The organism is Agrococcus terreus, from assembly GCF_014645235.1.
Taxonomy (GTDB): domain Bacteria; phylum Actinomycetota; class Actinomycetes; order Actinomycetales; family Microbacteriaceae; genus Agrococcus; species Agrococcus terreus.
Genome location: NZ_BMLM01000002.1, coordinates 770,175 through 787,432 on the forward strand (window position 1 = coordinate 770,175; position 17,258 = coordinate 787,432).

Consider the following 17,258-nt stretch of genomic DNA (forward strand, 5'->3'; position numbering starts at 1 on the left):
CGCGGTTGCAAGCCGTCGACGATACACCAAGATCACGATTGGGTAACGATCTTGCGGAACGCGCAGGATGGCGCGATGCGCGACGCCCTCGAGACGGACGTTCCGGTTCCGGCCCGGTCAGGACCCGGATCCGTCGAGCAGCCCGCGCAGCAGCGCCACGTCGTGCCTGTCGACATCGCGCAGCTCGTGGCCGTTCCGCAGCGCGAGCAGCGTGGCCGCATCCGCCACCACGAGCGCCTCGCCGTCCACCCTGCCGACGACGCGCGCCTCTGCTTGGTGCACGAGCGATCCGCCGTCGAGCAGCGCCTGCGTGCCGTCGCCGCCGCGCTCGATCCGCATCGGGTGCACGTCGACGGCGCGTGCGCCGTCGCGCAGCTCGACCCGCACGGGCGGCCAGTCCTCGACGACCCGGTAGCCGTCGGCCTCGAGCCACGCGATGAGCTCCGGCACGACGGATGCGTCGACGAAGAGGTCGAGGTCGCCGTGCGGCCGCGCCTGCCTGTCGAGCAGGGCATCCACCGCCCAGCCGCCGTTGCACTGGTACGTCGCGCCGAGCTCGGCGAGGTGCCGCGCGATGCGCGCGACCTCGACCGCGGGCATGCCGGCCCAGGCGTCCGCCGGCCCCCGGGCCGTACCGCCCGCAGCCGCCATCAGCGCGCCGTGAGCCCCGCGTCGACGTAGGCGAGCACCGCGTCGGCGAGCGCCTCGGGCGACGTGCGGCCGTCGGGTCGGTACCACTCGACGAGCGAGTTGACCATGCCGAACGTCAGCCGCTCCGCGAGCCGCGGATCGACCTCGGGCCGCAGCGTGCCCTCGTCGCGAGCGCGCTCGAAGAGCGCCCGCAGCCGGCCGTCGATCGCGCGGCGCCTCGCGAGCGCCGCCCGCTCGACCTCGGTGTTGCCGCGCAGGCGCAGCAGCAGCGTCACCGACGGCAGCTCGGCGGTGAGCACGAGCACCGCGCCGCGCAGCACGTGCCGGATGCGCGCATCCGCCGGCCCCGTGGTCGCCTCCGGCTCGTCGAACACCGCCTCGAGGCCGTCGAGCGCCTGCGCGAGGGCGACCTCGAGCATCTGCTCCTTCGAGTCGAAGTGGTGGTAGATCGCCGAGCGCGAGAGGCCGAGCCGCTCCGAGAGCATCCCGAGGCTCGTCGCCTCGTAGCCGTGGTCGTTGAACGCCTGCACGACGACCGCGAGCAGGCGGTCGCGGTCGTAGCCGGGGCGGCCGCGGCGGGCGGCCGCGCCGGGGGCGGCGTCGGTGGTCATCGGGTCCATCCTGTCAGCGGGGTCGCTGCGGAACGGCTCGCTCGCGGCGAGGGTGTCTCGTGACGCGAGCCGCCTGCGGCGGCGCGCTCCTCGACCTTGCGCGCGGAGGACTCACGGTCGTGAGTCCTCCGCGCGCAAGTCGTACACGCGCTTGTACTTGCCCTCCGAGCGCGGCAGCGAGCCCGACGGCACGACCTCGACGTCGACCGAGGTGCCGATCCGCTCCTTGATGCGGGCCTTCAGCACCTCCGCCGCGGCCGTCTCGATCACCGGCTTCACGCCGGGCGTGCACTCGATCTTCACGACCAGCCCGTCCATCCGGCCCCGCTTCACGAGCTCGAGCACGAAGTGCGGCGTGAGGTGCTCGATCTCGAGCGCGATCTCCTCGATCTGCGTCGGGAAGAGGTTCACGCCGCGGAGGATGATCATGTCGTCGTTGCGGCCGGTGATCTTCTCGATGCGCCGCATGGTCGGGCGGCCCGTGCCCGGCAGGAGGCGCGTGAGGTCGCGCGTGCGGTACCGCAGCACCGGGAACGCCTCCTTCGTGAGCGACGTGAAGACGAGCTCGCCCATCTCGCCGTCGGCGACAGGCTCGAGCGTCTCGGGGTCGACGACCTCCGGCAGGAAGTGGTCCTCCCAGATGTGCGGGCCGTCCTTCGTCTCGACGCACTCGTTGCCGACGCCCGGCCCCATCACCTCCGAGAGCCCGTAGATGTCGACCGCGTCGATGTCGAACCGCGCCTCGAGCTCGCGCCGCATCTCGTTCGTCCACGGCTCGGCGCCGAGCACGGCCACCTTGAGGCTCGTCTCGCGCGGGTCGAGGCCCTGCGCCTCGAACGCGTCGGCGATCGTGAGCAGGTACGAGGGGGTGCAGAGGATGGCGTCGGGCTCGAAGTCGCGGATGAGCTGCACCTGCCGCGCCGTCTGCCCGCCCGACACCGGGATCACGGTGCAGCCGAGCCGCTCGATGCCCGCGTGGGCGCCGAGGCCGCCCGTGAAGAGGCCGTAGCCGTAGGCGTTGTGCACCTTCCAGCCGCGCTGCACGCCGGCCGCGCGCAGCGACCGCGCGACGACCTCGGCCCAGTGGTCGAGGTCGCTCGCCGTGTAGCCGACGACGGTAGGGCGTCCCGTGGTGCCGGAGGACGCGTGGATGCGCACCACGTCCTCCATCGGCACCGCGAACATGCCGAAGGGGTAGCTCTGCCGCAGGTCCTCCTTCGTCGTGAAGGGGAGGCGGCGGAGGTCGTCGAGCGAGCGGATGTCGTCGGGGTGCACGCCGGCCTCGTCGAGCTTGCGGCGGTAGACGTCGACGTGCTCGTAGGCGTGCCGCACGCTCTGCTGCAGCCGCTCGAGCTGCAGGGCGCGCAGCTCCTCGAGGCCTAGCCGCTCGGCGGGGTCGAGCGTCTCGGTCGCGGCGGCGGTGGCGGTGCGGGGCATGGCGACTCCTTCGTCGATGCGGGGATGCGGGCGGGCGGGTTCGGGGAGGGACGGATGCGGCGCGCGTCAGCGCCCGCTCACGTGTCCACCGGGGTGTCGTCGACGGCGAGGCCCGCCGCCTCGAGCCCGGGCACCTCGGGCAGCGGCCGGTCGGTGGTGAACGAGCGGCCGCGGAACTCGGCGACGACGGCGCCGGACTCGTCGGCGACGCGCACGTCGTAGAGGCCGTTGCGGCCGGAGCGCCAGCGGCGCTCGGCGGTGGCGGTGAGGCGCGTGCCGACGTGGGAGGCGCGCGCGAAGGTGATGTCGGCGCCGGAGGCGACGGTGACGCGGTCGTCCTCGTTGCACGCGTAGGCGAAGGCGGTGTCGGCGAGCGCGAAGACGAAGCCGCCGTGGGTGATGCCGAAGCCGTTCGCCATCTCGTCGCGCACCGTCATCGAGAGCACGGCGCGGCCGCGCTCGAGCTCGACGATCTCGACGCCCATGGCGTCCTTGGCGGTGTCGGTGCGCGCCATGATCGTGGCGGCCCAGGTGGGGTCGAGGTCGGGCAGGATGCCCGTCGTTCCGGTCATGCGCTCTCCATCGAGTCGGCCGCCGCCGCGGCGCTCGACGCAGTCGGCGATCGCGGCTCCGACGCCCCCTCGACGGGCGCGTCGCGGTCCACTATACTCACTGAACGTTCGATCAGTAATTCCGATCTGCGAACAGGAGCCGACGATGACGCTGACCCACGGATCTTCCGCCACCAGTGCCCCCGCGACCGGTGCGGACGAGGCCGAGCTGCAGGCGCGCTTCGACGCGCTCATCGAGGCCGACCAGCGCATCGAGCCGCGCGACTGGATGCCGGATGCGTACCGCAAGACGCTCATCCGCCAGATCTCGCAGCACGCGCACTCCGAGATCATCGGCATGCAGCCGGAGGGCAACTGGATCTCGCGCGCGCCGAGCCTCAAGCGCAAGGCGATCCTCATGGCCAAGGTGCAGGACGAGGCCGGCCACGGGCTGTACCTCTACTCCGCCGCGCAGACGCTCGGCATCAGCCGCGACGAGATGACCGAGCAGCTCATCGAGTCGCGTGCCCGCTACTCCTCGATCTTCAACTACCCGACGCCCACGTGGGCCGACATGGGCGCGATCGGCTGGCTCGTCGACGGCGCCGCGATCTGCAACCAGGTGCCGCTGTGCCGCGCCTCCTACGGCCCCTACGGCCGCGCGATGGTGCGCATCTGCAAGGAGGAGTCGTTCCACCAGCGGCAGGGCTTCGAGATCCTGCTCGAGCTCAGCCAGGGCACGCCCGAGCAGCACCGGATGGCGCAGGAGGCGGTCGACCGCTGGTACTGGCCGTCGCTCATGATGTTCGGCCCGCCCGACGACGAGTCGCCGAACTCGGCGCAGTCGATGGCGTGGAAGATCAAGCGCTTCTCGAACGACGAGCTGCGCCAGCGCTTCGTCGGCATGCTCGTGCCGCAGGCCGAGGTGCTCGGGCTCACGCTGCCCGACCCGAACCTCCGCTGGAACGAGGACGCGGAGCAGTGGGACATGTCGGAGATCGACTGGACCGAGTTCCACGAGGTGCTCGCCGGCCGCGGCCCCGCGAACGCGCAGCGCATCCAGCACCGCCGCGACGCGCACGAGCAGGGCGCCTGGGTGCGCGAGGCCGCCGCCGCGTACGCCGAGAAGCAGGCCGCGCGCGATCGCGCCGCCGCCTGACCCGCTCCCCCGACCACTCCATCCGTCGCCGAGCTTCCCTGAATCCCCGCTTTCGAGGCGGAGAGCGGGGATTCGGGGAAGCTCGACGCACCAGACCGACCGACCAAGAGGAGACGAGGATGTCGACCCCCGGTGACGTGGCAGGCGAGGCCTGGCCGCTCTACGAGGTGTTCGTGCGCGCGAGCCGAGGCCTGAGCCACGTGCACGTCGGCTCGCTGCACGCCCCCGACGACGACATGGCGCTGCGCAACGCGCGCGACCTCTACACGCGCCGCAACGAGGGCGTCTCGGTGTGGGTGGTGCGCTCGACGGCGATCACGACGAGCGACCCCGACCAGAAGGGCGCGTTCTTCGAGAGCCCGGCGGGCAAGAACTACCGCCACGCGAAGTACTACGACAAGAGCGCGGAGGTGCCGCACCTGTGAGCCCCCAGCCTCCCGCGAACGAGCGCCGCAGCGCCGCGGCCGTCGACGCCCAGTACGAGGCCGAGGCCGCCGAGGCCCACGGCGACGTCACGGTCGACGAGCTCGACCTCGCCGCCGAGCTCGCCGGCGCAGGCGGCACCGCCTCCGAGGACGTCGCCGAGTACGCGCTCCGCCTCGGCGACGACGCCCTCATCCTGAGCCAGCGCCTCGGCTGGTGGATCTCGCGCGCGCCCGAGCTCGAGGAGGACATGGCGCTCGGCAACATCGCGCTCGACCTGCTCGGCCACGCCCGCTCCCTCCTGCACTACGCCGGCACCGCCTCCGGCCGCTCCGAGGACGACCTCGCCTACTGGCGCGACGAGCCGGAGTTCCGCTGCGCCTGGCTCTTCCAGCAGCCGAACGGCGACTTCGCGCACACCATCGCGCGCGGCGTCATCGCCTCCGCGTACATGCAGGAGCTCTACACCGCGCTGTCGACCTCGACGGATGCGACCCTCGCGGCCATCGCGGCGAAGGCCGTCAAGGAGGTCGCGTACCACCGCGACCACGCCGTGCAGTGGACCCTGCGGCTCGCGGGCGGCACCGAGGAGTCGCGGGCGCGGATGCTCGTCGCCCTCACCGACACCTGGCCGTACACCGACGAGCTCTTCCGCGACGACGCCCTCACCGAGCGCCTCGCGGGCGTCGTGCCCGCGCCCTCGAGCCTCCGACCCGCCTTCGACGAGGTGCTCGGCGCCGTGCTCGCCGAGGCGGAGATCGCGGAGGCCGACTTCACGAACCGCAAGATCGGCCAGTCGTCCGGCGGCGGCCGCCACGGCAACCACTCGACGCACCTCGGCCCGCTGCTCGCCGAGATGCAGGTGCTCGCCCGCCGCCACCCGGGGGCGACGTGGTGATGGCCGCCGCCCCCGTGCTCGACATCGCGCGCGCCCGCCGCGTCGCCGCGGCCGTGGTCGACCCCGAGGTGCCCGTGCTCACGATCGACGACCTCGGCGTGCTCCGCGACGTGCGCGACGAGGCCGGCACGGTCGTCGTCACGCTCACGCCCACCTACTCGGGCTGCCCCGCGATCGACCAGATGCGCGACGACGTGCTGCTCGCGCTCACCGCCGAGGGCTTCCGCGACATCCGCGTCGACTTCACGCTCTCCCCCGCGTGGACGACCGACTGGATGTCGGAGGCCGGCAAGGCGAAGCTCGAGCAGTTCGGCATCGCGCCGCCCACGCACCGCGCCGGCGAGCGGCAGGGCCCGATCCCGCTCTCGCTCGGCGTCAAGTGCCCGCGCTGCGGCAGCCTGCGCACGCGCGAGGTGTCGCGCTTCGGCTCGACGGCCTGCAAGAGCCACTTCGAGTGCCTCGCCTGCCTCGAGCCCTTCGACCACTTCAAGGTGCACTGAGCATGGGAGGGCACTGATGGCCGCCATCAACCTCGGCAGCACCGGCCTGCCCGGCGGCACCGCCACCGCGCGCCGCCGCGGCCGCTTCCACCGCCTCGCGGTCGCCGACGTGCGGCCGCTCACCGCCGACTCCGTCGAGGTCACCTTCGCCGTGCCCGAGGAGCTCCAGCACGAGTACGCGTACGTCGCCGGCCAGCACCTCGCGCTGCGGGCGAGCGTCGACGGGCAGGAGCTGCGCCGCAGCTACTCCATCTGCCGCCCGCCGGTGCCCGGATCCATCTCGGTCGCGATCAAGCGCGACCTCGGCGGACGGTTCTCCACCTGGGCGAACGAGGAGCTGCAGCCCGGCACCGAGATCGATGTCATGAGCCCGCAGGGCACGTTCGTGTCGAGCCTCGACACGCTCGCCGGCGCGCACGTGGTCGGCATCGCGGCAGGCTCGGGCATCACGCCGATGATGGCGCTCGCGCACGAGGTGCTCGCGGGCTCTCCCGACGCCACGTTCTCGCTCGTGTTCTCGAACCGGTCGACGCTCGACGTGATGTTCGTCGAGGAGCTCGCCGACCTCAAGGACCGCTACCCCGCCCGCCTCGCGCTGCACCACGTGCTCTCGCGCGAGCAGCGCGCGTCGCCGCTCATGTCGGGGCGCATCGACGAGGAGCGGCTGCGCGCGATCCTGTCGTCGATCATCCGGCCGGAGTCGGTGGACGAGTGGTTCCTGTGCGGCCCGTTCGAGCTCGTGCAGCTGTGCCGCGACGTGCTCGCCGACGTGGGCGTCGACCCGGCGCACGTGCGCTTCGAGCTCTTCACCACCGGCCGGCCGCTCGACGCGGGCGGCGACCGCGGGCGGCCGGTGGAGGCGAAGGCCGGCGAGGACACCTGGACGCTCGACTTCACCCTCGACGGCCAGTCGTCGCAGGTGCAGAGCCCCGTCGCGGCGCGCGAGTCGATCCTCAACGCGGCGCTGCGCGTGCGGCCCGACGTGCCGTTCGCGTGCGCGGGCGGCGTCTGCGGCACGTGCCGCGCACGAGTCGTGGAGGGCAGCGTCTCGATGAGCGAGAACTACGCCCTCGAGCCCGACGAGCTGGAGCGCGGCTACGTGCTCACCTGCCAGTCGCACCCGAAGGGCGAGCGCGTCGTGGTCGACTACGACGTCTGACGCCTCCGCTTTCGCAGGCTCAGCGGCGAGCAGACGAGATAGTCCCGCCCGCGCGCCGCAGAGCCTGCAATCGTGGACCCAGCACCGAACGAAGGAGTCCGGATGATCGACCTCACCATCGACGGCGGCGTCGCCGAGATCGCGCTCGCCGCCCCCGAGAAGCGGAACGCGCTCGACGAGGCGGCAATCGCCGAGCTGTCGGATGCGTACGCCGAGGCCGAGCGGGCGGGCGTCCGCGCGCTCGTGCTGCGCGGCGAGGGCAAGGGCTTCTGCGCGGGCCGCGACATCAGCCGCGTCGACCCGCGCGACGACGACGTGGAGGGGTTCCTCGCCGGCCGCGTCCAGCCGCTCCTCGAGCGCATGAGCGCGTTCCCCGCGCCCACGTTCGCGGCCGCGCACGGCGCCGCGCTCGGCGTGGGCCTCGGCCTGCTCATCGCCACCGACGTCGTGTACGTCGCCGAGACCGCGAAGCTCGGCAGCCCCTTCGCGGCGCTCGGCGCGACCCTCGACTCCGGCGGCCACGCGCTCTTCGTCGAGCGGCTCGGCGCGCACCGCACGCTCGACCTCATCTACTCCGGCCGGCTCATGACGGGCGCGGAGGCGGTGGCGGCGGGCCTGTTCTCGCAGGTGCTGCCCGACGACGAGCTGCTCGACGCCACGCGCGCCGCGGCCTCCCGCGCCGCCGAGGGACCCACGCAGGCGTTCCTCGCCTCGAAGCGGCTCGTGGCGCAGCTGCGCGACGAGCGGCTCGGGCTGTGGCGCTCGATGGCCGACGAGAACGTCGCGCAGGCGGCGCTCTGCGACACCGACGACTACCGCGAGGGCTTCGCCGCGTTCCAGCAGAAGCGGCCGCCGGTCTTCACCGGTCGCTCCTGACCCCCTGGACGGGTGGCCGCCGCGTCGGCGGCGAGCCGTACGCTCGCCGCATGACCACCGCCGACGGGCGCCTCGACGGGCGCGACCGCCTCGCGCGGCTCGCGCAGCTGCAGGGCGGGTTCCTCGCGAGCGCCGAGCGCGCCGACCCCGCCACGAAGGTGCCCTCGTGCGGCCGCTGGGACGTGCGGCAGCTCGTCGTGCACCTCTCGCGCATCCACCACTGGGCCGCCGCGCAGGCGGCGCGGCGGCAGGAGGTGCCGCTCGGCCGCGGCCCGTTCGACCTGCCGGCGCTCTACGCCGAGTGCGCGGCGGAGCTGCGCGACGCGCTCGCAACGCTCGACCACGATGCGCGCGCCTGGACGCTGCTCGACGACGGCGTGCCGAAGGCCGAGCAGACCGGCACCGTGCGCTTCTGGCACCGGCGCCAGCTGCTCGAGACGCTCGTGCACCTCTGGGACCTCCGCACCGCCACGGGCGAGGGCTACGACGGCGACGACGCCGACTGGCTCGACTGCCTCGACGAGGTGGTCGGCACGATGCATCCGCGCCAGGTGCGCCTCGGCCGCATCCCGGCGCCGGCCGCGCGCATCGTGCTCGCGCCCGACGAGGTCGAGCGTCGCTGGACGCTGACGGGCGCGTCGGCGGATGCGCCCGAGGCGGTCGTGCGCGGCCCTGTCCGCTCGCTCGCGCTGCTCGTGTGGGGCCGTGATCACCTCGGCGACGCGACCCTCCGCGTCAAGGGCGATCGAGCGCTCGTCGCGGCCGAGCTCGCGCACGGAATGACGCCGTGACGCGCGGCCCGATCCGCGTCCTGACCGGCGACTTCGCTGAGCCTGCCGTCATCCGCGCGTCACGCGAGGGGTACGCGCATGCACCATGATGGAGGGGTGACCATCCCGAACGCGGTTCCGCTCGGCCAGCCGCTCGTCGGCGCGTCGTTCGGGCAGGCCGTGCGCCGCTTCTTCCAGCAGTACGTGGGCTTCTCGGGACGCGCGAGCCGCAGCGAGTTCTGGTGGGCCGTGCTGTTCACCCAGCTCGTGATGCTCCTGCCGGTCGGCGCCCTCATGGTCACCCTCGTCGCGGTGATGCCAGGCATCGCGGCGGCCGAGGCCGCCGGCAGCTCGGCCCGGGTCGACGACGCGGCGATCCTGGGCGCCGTGACCACGCTGCTCGTCGTCTCCGGCGTCGTCGTGATCGCCTCGTTCGCCCTCGCGCTGCCGACGTACGCCCTCATGTGGCGCCGCCTGCAGGACGCGAACTTCCACGGCGCGTTCGCGCTCCTGTCGCTCGTGGGCCTCAGCATCGTGCCGTTCGTCATGGCGTTCTTCCCGTCGAGCCCGCTCTCGATCCGCTTCGACCCCGCCGCGCGCGCCGCGGCATGGGGGCAGCCCGTGGCGCCCGTGCCCGCGGGGGGTCCCGCGCACCCGGCCTCCGGCACGTGGACGGCGCCCGTCGCCGCGCCCGCCTACGACCCGGCGTTCGGGCAGCCCTCAGCGCCCTACGGCGGCGCGGTCTACGGCGGCGCCCCCTACGGCGACCCGGTCGAGCAGCCGTACGGACCGCCGCCCGCCAGCGGCCCGTACGACGCCCCGCGCGGCTGAGCCGCGCCGCTCCTCGGGCGGCCGTGCCGCGGCCGGCTCAGCGCTCGAGCGGCACCGCGACGAGCGGGTCGCCGCCGTCGGTCCACAGCTGCGCGCCCGGCACCGTCGCGGCCGCGAGGTGCGCGAGCGCCTGCGCCTCGAGCTCGGGATGCCGGCCGTCGAGCGCGCCGACGCGGATCGCGACCACGAGGTCGTAGGGCGCCTCGCCGCGCGGCAGGCGCAGGGTCTCGGCCGCCGCCACGCGGAACCGCACGCCCGGCACGTCGCACGAGCGCTCCGCCGCGGCGATCGCGGCCGGCGAGCGGTCGACCCCGAGCACGGCGCCGCCGCCGGGCTCCCCCGCACCCACCCGCTCGGCGATCGCGCGGGCGAGCGCGCCCGGTCCGCACCCCACCTCGAGCACCCGCATCCCGCGCTCGAGCGGGAGCGCCGCGAGGGCCGCGGCGAGCCGGGGCGAGAGCGTCGCTGCCATGGGCACGACGGTCGCACACGGCCGGGCGGAGGGCAAGGGGCCACCCGACCGTCCGGCCGAGGCGCGCCTCGCGTCCGCCGACCCGATCGCCCGGACGGGACCCCGCACACCGGGGCCGCGTCGTGCGATCGGGTCCACCTGAGGCGTCGGCCGACCCGACCGCCGCGCGTCACATCGCGGGCGCGCGCTCCTCGTCGACCGCTTCGACCGTCAGCGCCCCGTCGGCCACGTCGACCCGCACGTCGCCGCGCTCGAGCCCGCCGACGATGAGGTCGGCCACGCGGTCCTCGACCTCCCGCTGGATGAGGCGGCGCAGCGGCCGCGCGCCGTACTCCGGCTCGTAGCCGTGCTCGGCGAGCCAGTCGAGCGCCGCATCCGTCACGTCGAGGCGCAGGTCCTGCGCGGCGAGCCGGTCGCCGACGCGGTCGAGCAGCAGCGTGACGATCTGCCGCAGCTGCTCGCGCTCGAGCTTGCGGAACAGCACGATCTCGTCGATGCGGTTGATGAGCTCCGGGCGCATCTGCTCGCGCAGCCTGCCCATCACCTTCGCGCGCAGCTCGCCGTCCGAGCCGTCGCCGCCGCCCGCCTGGAAGCCGATCGGCCCCGCCTTCGAGGCCAGGAGCTCGGATCCGAGGTTCGACGTCATGATGACGACGGTGTTGCGGAAGTCGACCGTGCGGCCCTGGCCGTCGGTGAGGCGGCCGTCCTCGAGCACCTGCAGCAGCAGGTTGAAGACGTCCGGATGCGCCTTCTCGATCTCGTCGAGCAGCACGACCGAGTACGGCTGGCGCCGCACCCTCTCGGTGAGCTGGCCCGCCTCGTCGTAGCCGACGTACCCGGGAGGGGCGCCGATGAGCCGCGCGACCGTGTGCCGCTCGCCGAACTCCGACATGTCGAATCTCACGAGCGCGCCCTCGGAGCCGAACAGGCTCGACGCGAGCGCCTTCGCGAGCTCGGTCTTGCCGACGCCCGTGGGGCCGAGGAACAGGAACGAGCCGATGGGCCGCGCCGCGTCGCCGAGGCCCGACCGCGAGCGCCGCACCGCCTTCGCGACCGCGCTCACCGCCTCGTCCTGCGCGACGACCCGCTCGTGCAGCTCCTCCTCGAGGCGGGCGAGCCGCTGGCGGTCGCCCTCCGTGAGGCGGGACGCGGGGATGCCGGTTGCGCGCGAGACGACCTCGGCGATGTCGGCCTCGTCGACGACGCCGTCCTCGCCGGATCCGCTCTCGATCGACGCCTGGATCGCGGCGATCCGGTCGCGGATGCGGGTGGCCTCCTCGAACTCCTCGGCCTCGACGGCCTGGCGCTTCTCGTCCTCGAGGTGCGTGAGCTCGCGCTGCAGCGCCTCGACGTCGACCTTCGCGCCGAGCCGCAGGCGCAGCCGTGCGCCCGCCTGGTCGATGAGGTCGATGGCCTTGTCGGGCAGGAAGCGGTCGCTGATGTAGCGGTGCGAGAGCTCGACCGCCGCCTCGATCGCCTTGTCCGTGTACGAGACGCGGTGGTGCTCCTCGTACGCCGACTTCAGGCCGTCGAGGATGCGCACGGCGTCCTCGACGCTCGGCTCGGCGACCAGCACGGGCTGGAAGCGGCGGGTGAGCGCCGCATCCTTCTCGATGCGGCGGAACTCCGCGAGCGTCGTCGCGCCGATCATGTGGAGGTCGCCGCGCGCGAGCCGGGGCTTGAGGATGTTCGCGGCGTCCATGCCGCCCTCGCCGCCGCCTCCGGCGCCGAGGATGGTGTGGAGCTCGTCGATGAAGACGATGAGCTCGTCCTTGTGCTCGGTGATCTCGTCCATCGCCTTCGTGATGCGCTCCTCGAAGTCGCCGCGGTAGCGCGTGCCGGCGACCATGGCGGTGAGGTCGATCGAGACGACGCGCTTGTCGCGCAGCTGCTTCGGCACCTCGCCGTCGACGATCGCGCGGGCGAGGCCCTCGACGATAGCGGTCTTGCCGACGCCGGCCTCGCCGATGAGCACGGGGTTGTTCTTCGTGCGGCGCGAGAGGATCTCGATGGTCTGGCCGATCTCGTCGGCGCGGCCGATCACGGGGTCGAGCTCGCCGTCGCGGGCGCGCTGGGTGAGGTCGATGCCGAACTCGTCGAGGGTCGGCGTCGCGGAGTCGGGGTCGACGTCGCGCCGGCGGCCCTCGAGCTCGCCCTGCGCCTCGCGCTGCGCCTCGAGCGCCGCGCGCTGGAGCGCCTCCTGCGTGACGCCGGCCGCCTGCAGCAGGCCGCCCGCCGCGCTGTCGCCCGCGAGCAGGAACGCGAAGAAGAGGTGCTCGGGGTCGATGTAGCTCGAGCCGTTGGCGCGGGCGATCTGGTACGCGTCACGGAGCGCCCGCTGCGCCGAGGGCGTGAGCGCGGGCGGTCCGTCGGGCGTGCCTGAGCCGTCGGCGGGCAGGCGGTCGTCGATCGCGACGCGGAGCGCTTCGAGGTCGGCGCCGGAGCCGCGCGCGGCCTGCTCGACCTGCGGCACCTCGGTGAGCGCGCGCAGCAGGTGCAGCGCGTCGACCTCGGCGTGCCCGTGGGCGCGCGCGTGCTCGACGGCGCTCGCCATGACCGAGCTCGTGCGGCGCGAGACGAGGCGAGAGAGGTCGATCGCGCGCTGCGCGGGCAAGCGCTGCTCGCGCAGGATCCGCGCGATGAAGTCCTCGTACGATCCGTCGGCCCCGAAGGGCCCGTAGATGGCTGCCACTGGTGCATCCCCCTGGTCGAAGTCTGGCTCTGCGGTCGAACTTGAGTCTGCTCGACTCAGGTATGAACGCGCTGAGGATGCGACCATTCCCGGCGGGGGGGCCGGTCGCGTTCGCCGGGAGCGGACGCGACCGGCCCGCATCGCCGTCAGGCGCCCGACACCACGTCGAGGACCCAGACGATGCCGAAGCGGTCCGCGACCATGCCGTACAGGGGCGACCAGCCCGAGGGGCCGAGCTCGACGACGACCTCGCCGGACGACGCGAGGCGCCCCCAGTAGCCGGCGATCTCCTCCGCGTCGGCGCTCCGCACCGAGACGAACATGGCATTGGTCCCGCGCTCGAAGGGCATCGACGGCGGCACGTCGTACGCCATCACGTGCACGCCACGCGCACCGCGCAGCTCGCCGAAGACGATCTGCTCGGTGTCGGGGTTGCGCGGGTCCTGGGCCTGGCCGTACGTGAAGGCGGCGACCTCGCCGCCGAACACGTCCCGGTAGTGGTCGAGCGCGGCGCGGGCGTCGCCGCGGAAGTTCAGGTGGATGGTGCTGGTGGCCATGGTCGGCTCCTCGTCGTCGGGCGCGACCATCGCGCCGTCGAGAGCACGGTCCCAGCAGAAGCGGTCAGCTCCTGTCCGCCACTTGCAGCATCATGGGGCCGTGGCCGCCTCCGATCGCATGCTCGCGCTGCTCTCGCTGCTGCAGGCCCGCCGCGACTGGCCGGGCACCGAGCTCGCCCGCAGGCTCGGCGTGAGCGAGCGCACCGTGCGGCGCGACGTCGACCGGCTGCGCGGCATGGGCTATCGCGTCGAGGCCGCGAAGGGGCCCGCAGGCGGGTACCGGCTCGATGCCGGCGGCGCGCTGCCGCCGCTCCTCTTCGACGACGAGCAGGCGGTGGCGCTCGGCGTCGCGCTCGCCCAGTCCGCCATCGCCGGTCCGGACCTGCGGGATGCTGCGGCGCGCGCGAGAGCCACGCTGCGCCAGGTGCTCCCGGGCCACCTGCGCGAGCGGCTCGACGCCCTCACTGCGGCCGTCGACCAGGCAGTGCCGGAGACCGCGACGCGCGTGGATCCGGCCGTCCTCCACAATGCGGCCGCCGCGGTCGATGGCCGCCGCACCCTGCGCATCGCCTACGGCGGTCGCGACGAGCCGCGGCGCATCGAGCCGCATCGGCTCGTGCTGCGCGACGGCCGGTGGTACCTCGTCGCATGGGACCTCGGCCCCGCCGGCTGGCGACTGCTGCGCGTCGACCGCGTCCGGATCCTCGGCGGCGCCGGCCGCCCCTTCCGTCCGAGGCGGATCCCCGGCGGTGATGCGCTGCGCTTCGTCGAGTCGCGGATGCGGGGCGGCGGGTACGACGGCCGCTGGCCGTGCATCGGCAGCGTCGAGCTCCTGCTCCCCGCGAGCGAGGTCGAGCCCTTCGCGGGTGACGGCACCGTGGAGCGGCTCGACGACGACCGCTGCCGGGTGACGCTCGGCGCCTGGTCGTGGCCCGCGCTCGCGGCGCGCTTCGCGACCTTCGACGCCCCGTTCGTGTCGCCGCGGCCGCGGGCGCTCATGGAGGCGTGCGAGATCCTCGCCGCGCGCCTCGCCAGCGCCGCGGCGCGGTGACGCCGAGGCGTCAGCCCGCCGCGCGCCGCACGAGCTCGGCGATGCGGTCGCGCGTGGCCTTCGACGTGCCCACCACGGCGAAGGAGGCCGGCCACAGCTCGCCGTCGTCGAGCGCCGCCTGGTCCTGGAAGCCGAGCGTGCCGTAGCGCGAGTCGAACTTCGAGGCCTGCTGGTAGAACACCAGCACCTTGCCGTCGCGCGCGTAGGACGGGAAGCCGTACCAGGTCCTCGGGTCGAGGTCGGGGGCCACCTCGGTGACGACCTCGTGGATCATCTGCGCGATCGCCCTGTCGGGCTCCGGCAGCTCGGCGATCGCGTCGACGCAGTCCTGCGCCTCACGCTCCTTCTTGCTGCCGCCCGTGCGGCTCGCCTGCTTCTTGAGCTCGGCCGCGCGCTGCTTGACCGCCGCGCGCTCCTCCTTCGAGAGCGTGTCGTCGCCCGCCATGTCGTCCTCCTCGTCGTCGCGCGCCCTGCGCTGCTCCGATCATGGCGCGGCCGTGCCCGCGGCGCTTCTCCGATCCTGCTCGGCCGGCAGCGCGGGTGGACCCCGCGATCGCCCCGGCGCTCGGCCCCGCTTACCGACGGCTCGGCGCGCCACAGGGGCGGAGCGCCCCCGCGCCCCGCCCCTGTGCCCGAGCGCGCTCGGGCCGGCTGCCCGCCGACGCCGCCCCCGGCGCCGGCTCCCGGCAGCCGCGTCGGGCAGGGCCGCCGCGCCGTGCACGCGGCCGGCGACCCTCGCCTCCATCCCATCGGAGCGGCGTCCGCCGCGCAGGGCGGCGCGTCACACGGCGTCACGCACGGCGACGGCCGCCCCGCGCGATGCGGAGCGGCCGTCGGATCCGAGCGCCGGAGGACCGGCGACGGGATGGGTCAGCGCGGGTGGACGCCCTCGGCGATCTCCTCGAGCACCTTGTCGTTGAAGGCGGGGAGGTCGTCGGGCGTGCGGCTCGAGACGAGGCCCTGGTCGGTCACGACCTCCTCGTCGACCCACGTCGCGCCCGCGTTCCGGAGGTCGGTCCGCAGCGTCGGGTAGCTCGTGATCGTCCGCCCGTCGACGGCGCCGGCCTCGATGAGGATCCAGGCGCCGTGGCAGATGACGCCGATCGGCTTGCCGCTCTCGACGAAGCGCTTGACGAGCGCCACGGAGGGCTCGTCGATGCGCAGGTGGTCGGCGTTCACGACGCCGCCGGGCAGCACGAGCGCGTCGAAGTCGTCGGCGCTCGCGTCGGACGACACCGCGTCCACTGCCTGGGTGTGGCCGTTCTTGCCCTCGACCTGCCCGGCCTCGGGGGCGATGAGCGTCGGCGTGCCGCCGGCACCCTGCACCGCCTCCCAGGGGCTCGTGAGCTCGGAGTCCTCGAAGCCGTCCGTCAGCACGAACGCGACCTTCTTGCCGGTGATGTCGGCCATGGTGGTGCTCCTTCCAATGGGGTTCTGGGTACGGTCCGCGACGCTATCGACCGGGTCTGGACGGCGCGTGTGCGGCGCCGATGCGCGGGCCGTGCGCGGCGCCACCCCTGGTCCTGCGGGCCGTCGCGCTTGCCGGGCGCGACGGCCGGATGCGACGATGCGGGCGTGGCAGAGCCGGAGGTCGACGCGCTCGTCGAGCACCTCCGCTCGCTCGCGACCGACGCCGAGCGGGCGAAGCTCGAGCGCGCGCTCGCCGACCGCACCGGGACCGAGGTGCTGGGCGTGCGGATGGGCGCGGTGTTCGCGCTCGCCGACGAGCACCTGGGCCTCTCGCGCGATGCGCTGCGGGAGCTCCTGCGCCGCCCCGAGCACGAGGCGCGCGTGCTGGCGCTCAGCGTGCTCGGCCGTCGCGCGAAGCGGCTGCGGCCCGACGACCCGCAGCTGCGCGCCGACGCCGACCTCTACCTGGCCGAGCACGACCGCGTCGTCTCGTGGGACCTCGTCGACGTCGCGGCGCCGTACGTGCTCGGCCGCCTCGCGCTCGGCGGCGACCGCGCCGACGTCGAGGCGCTCGCCGCATCCGACGACCCGCTGCGCCGGCGCAGCGCGCTCATGGCGGCGCTGACGCTCGTGCGGCGGGGCGAGACGGCGGATGCGGTGCGGCTGGCGATCGGTGCGCTCGGCAGCGGCGCCGAGCAGCTGGAGCGCACCGCGGGCGCCCTGCTGCGGGAGGTCGGCAAGGCCGACGAGGCGCTGCTCGTGGCGACGCTGGAGCGGCACGCGCCGGCGATGAGCGCCATCGCGCTGCGCTTCGCGACGGAGCGGCTGGAGCCCGCCGAGCGGGCGCGCCTGCGGGCGCTGCGCGCCGCCTGAGCGAGCGCTCGCCGCCGCATCCCGCCCTGCCGCATGTGGGCGGCCGGGCATACCGTCGAGGTGCGTCGGGAGGCCGGCCCGGCGCGGGCCGAGCGCCGCCGAACGTGCGGCGCGGGAGCACCACGGAGGCGACGATGGGCACCGCGAACGACACGCGTGTAGTTCCCCTCCGGCGTGTCGCGGAGATCCGTCGAGGACGTCTGCACAGCTGTGCGCGGCCGCTGTCCACAGCCGATTCCGCGCCGTTCCGCGGCGGGAATGACACCTGTGGAGTTCTTGTTGACACAGGTGTGGAGAAACACACCATGTTGTGGCGTTGCTCCGCGGCAGACCCCAC

At 74.0% G+C, this 17,258-nt stretch carries 19 protein-coding genes; 10 read left to right on the forward strand and 9 right to left on the reverse strand.

Annotated features, from left to right (window positions below; all coding sequences use genetic code 11):
- Positions 1-117 precede the first annotated feature (117 nt).
- The 4 genes from IEW90_RS13520 to paaI all read right to left on the reverse strand — a co-directional run bounded on the left by IEW90_RS13520 (position 118) and on the right by paaI (position 3,271).
- A complete protein-coding gene (locus IEW90_RS13520; RefSeq protein WP_229679683.1) occupies positions 118-600 on the reverse strand; it encodes a nucleotidyltransferase domain-containing protein in 483 nt (160 codons plus the stop codon).
- Positions 601-650: 50 nt separating this feature from the next.
- The gene (locus IEW90_RS13525; RefSeq protein ID WP_188718787.1) at positions 651-1,262 is read right to left on the reverse strand and encodes a TetR/AcrR family transcriptional regulator; all 612 of its coding nucleotides are present in this window, start codon (positions 1,260-1,262) and stop codon (positions 651-653) included.
- Between the two features lie 111 nt (positions 1,263-1,373).
- Positions 1,374-2,699, reverse strand: a complete 1,326-nt coding sequence (gene paaK / locus IEW90_RS13530; RefSeq protein WP_188718788.1) for a phenylacetate--CoA ligase PaaK — start codon at positions 2,697-2,699, stop codon at positions 1,374-1,376.
- Positions 2,700-2,776: 77 nt separating this feature from the next.
- Entirely contained in the window at positions 2,777-3,271 is a 495-nt protein-coding gene (gene paaI, locus IEW90_RS13535; protein WP_229679684.1) for a hydroxyphenylacetyl-CoA thioesterase PaaI, read from the reverse strand.
- Positions 3,272-3,416: 145 nt separating this feature from the next.
- On the opposite strand from paaI, the gene paaA reads away from it, so the two are divergent.
- The 8 genes from paaA to IEW90_RS13575 all read left to right on the forward strand — a co-directional run bounded on the left by paaA (position 3,417) and on the right by IEW90_RS13575 (position 9,866).
- Entirely contained in the window at positions 3,417-4,409 is a 993-nt protein-coding gene (gene paaA, locus IEW90_RS13540) for a 1,2-phenylacetyl-CoA epoxidase subunit PaaA (RefSeq protein ID WP_188718789.1), read from the forward strand.
- A 119-nt stretch (positions 4,410-4,528) separates the two neighbouring features.
- Positions 4,529-4,834 carry a 1,2-phenylacetyl-CoA epoxidase subunit PaaB gene (paaB, locus tag IEW90_RS13545; protein ID WP_188718790.1) on the forward strand — a complete coding sequence of 102 codons (306 nt, stop codon included), beginning with the start codon at positions 4,529-4,531 and terminating at the stop codon, positions 4,832-4,834.
- Entirely contained in the window at positions 4,831-5,730 is a 900-nt protein-coding gene (paaC, locus tag IEW90_RS13550; protein WP_188718791.1) for a 1,2-phenylacetyl-CoA epoxidase subunit PaaC, read from the forward strand. Before paaB ends, paaC begins: the two co-directional genes overlap by 4 nt.
- Complete coding sequence (gene paaD, locus IEW90_RS13555) at positions 5,730-6,230, forward strand: 1,2-phenylacetyl-CoA epoxidase subunit PaaD (protein ID WP_188718792.1); 501 nt, start codon at positions 5,730-5,732, stop codon at positions 6,228-6,230. Before paaC ends, paaD begins: the two co-directional genes overlap by 1 nt.
- 16 nt (positions 6,231-6,246) lie before the next feature.
- Positions 6,247-7,389, forward strand: coding sequence for a 1,2-phenylacetyl-CoA epoxidase subunit PaaE (paaE, locus tag IEW90_RS13560; RefSeq protein WP_188718793.1), 1,143 nt, complete (start codon positions 6,247-6,249; stop codon positions 7,387-7,389).
- Between the two features lie 102 nt (positions 7,390-7,491).
- Positions 7,492-8,265: an enoyl-CoA hydratase/isomerase family protein gene (locus tag IEW90_RS13565; RefSeq protein WP_188718794.1), complete on the forward strand. Its 774-nt coding sequence runs from the start codon at positions 7,492-7,494 to the stop codon at positions 8,263-8,265.
- 50 nt (positions 8,266-8,315) lie between these two features.
- Entirely contained in the window at positions 8,316-9,056 is a 741-nt protein-coding gene (locus IEW90_RS13570) for a maleylpyruvate isomerase family mycothiol-dependent enzyme (RefSeq protein WP_188718795.1), read from the forward strand.
- Positions 9,057-9,152: 96 nt separating this feature from the next.
- Complete coding sequence (locus IEW90_RS13575) at positions 9,153-9,866, forward strand: DUF805 domain-containing protein (RefSeq protein ID WP_188718796.1); 714 nt, start codon at positions 9,153-9,155, stop codon at positions 9,864-9,866.
- Between the two features lie 37 nt (positions 9,867-9,903).
- Here IEW90_RS13575 and IEW90_RS13580 read toward each other — a convergent pair whose 3' ends face one another.
- The 3 genes from IEW90_RS13580 to IEW90_RS13590 all read right to left on the reverse strand — a co-directional run bounded on the left by IEW90_RS13580 (position 9,904) and on the right by IEW90_RS13590 (position 13,587).
- On the reverse strand, positions 9,904-10,338 hold the full coding sequence (locus tag IEW90_RS13580; protein ID WP_188718797.1) for a class I SAM-dependent methyltransferase: 435 nt from the start codon (positions 10,336-10,338) through the stop codon (positions 9,904-9,906).
- A 169-nt stretch (positions 10,339-10,507) separates the two neighbouring features.
- A complete protein-coding gene (locus IEW90_RS13585) occupies positions 10,508-13,030 on the reverse strand; it encodes an ATP-dependent Clp protease ATP-binding subunit (protein ID WP_188718798.1) in 2,523 nt (840 codons plus the stop codon).
- Between the two features lie 146 nt (positions 13,031-13,176).
- On the reverse strand, positions 13,177-13,587 hold the full coding sequence (locus IEW90_RS13590) for a VOC family protein (RefSeq protein WP_188718799.1): 411 nt from the start codon (positions 13,585-13,587) through the stop codon (positions 13,177-13,179).
- 100 nt (positions 13,588-13,687) lie between these two features.
- Between IEW90_RS13590 and IEW90_RS13595 the strand changes: the two genes are divergently transcribed.
- Entirely contained in the window at positions 13,688-14,638 is a 951-nt protein-coding gene (locus tag IEW90_RS13595; RefSeq protein WP_229679685.1) for a helix-turn-helix transcriptional regulator, read from the forward strand.
- A 10-nt stretch (positions 14,639-14,648) separates the two neighbouring features.
- Here IEW90_RS13595 and IEW90_RS13600 read toward each other — a convergent pair whose 3' ends face one another.
- Together IEW90_RS13600 and IEW90_RS13605 are read right to left on the reverse strand one after the other, a co-directional pair.
- Entirely contained in the window at positions 14,649-15,083 is a 435-nt protein-coding gene (locus IEW90_RS13600; protein ID WP_188718800.1) for an iron chaperone, read from the reverse strand.
- A 425-nt stretch (positions 15,084-15,508) separates the two neighbouring features.
- Positions 15,509-16,048 carry a type 1 glutamine amidotransferase domain-containing protein gene (locus IEW90_RS13605; protein ID WP_188718801.1) on the reverse strand — a complete coding sequence of 180 codons (540 nt, stop codon included), beginning with the start codon at positions 16,046-16,048 and terminating at the stop codon, positions 15,509-15,511.
- 165 nt (positions 16,049-16,213) lie between these two features.
- Between IEW90_RS13605 and IEW90_RS13610 the strand changes: the two genes are divergently transcribed.
- Entirely contained in the window at positions 16,214-16,921 is a 708-nt protein-coding gene (locus IEW90_RS13610) for a DNA alkylation repair protein (RefSeq protein ID WP_188718802.1), read from the forward strand.
- Positions 16,922-17,258: the final 337 nt, after the last annotated feature.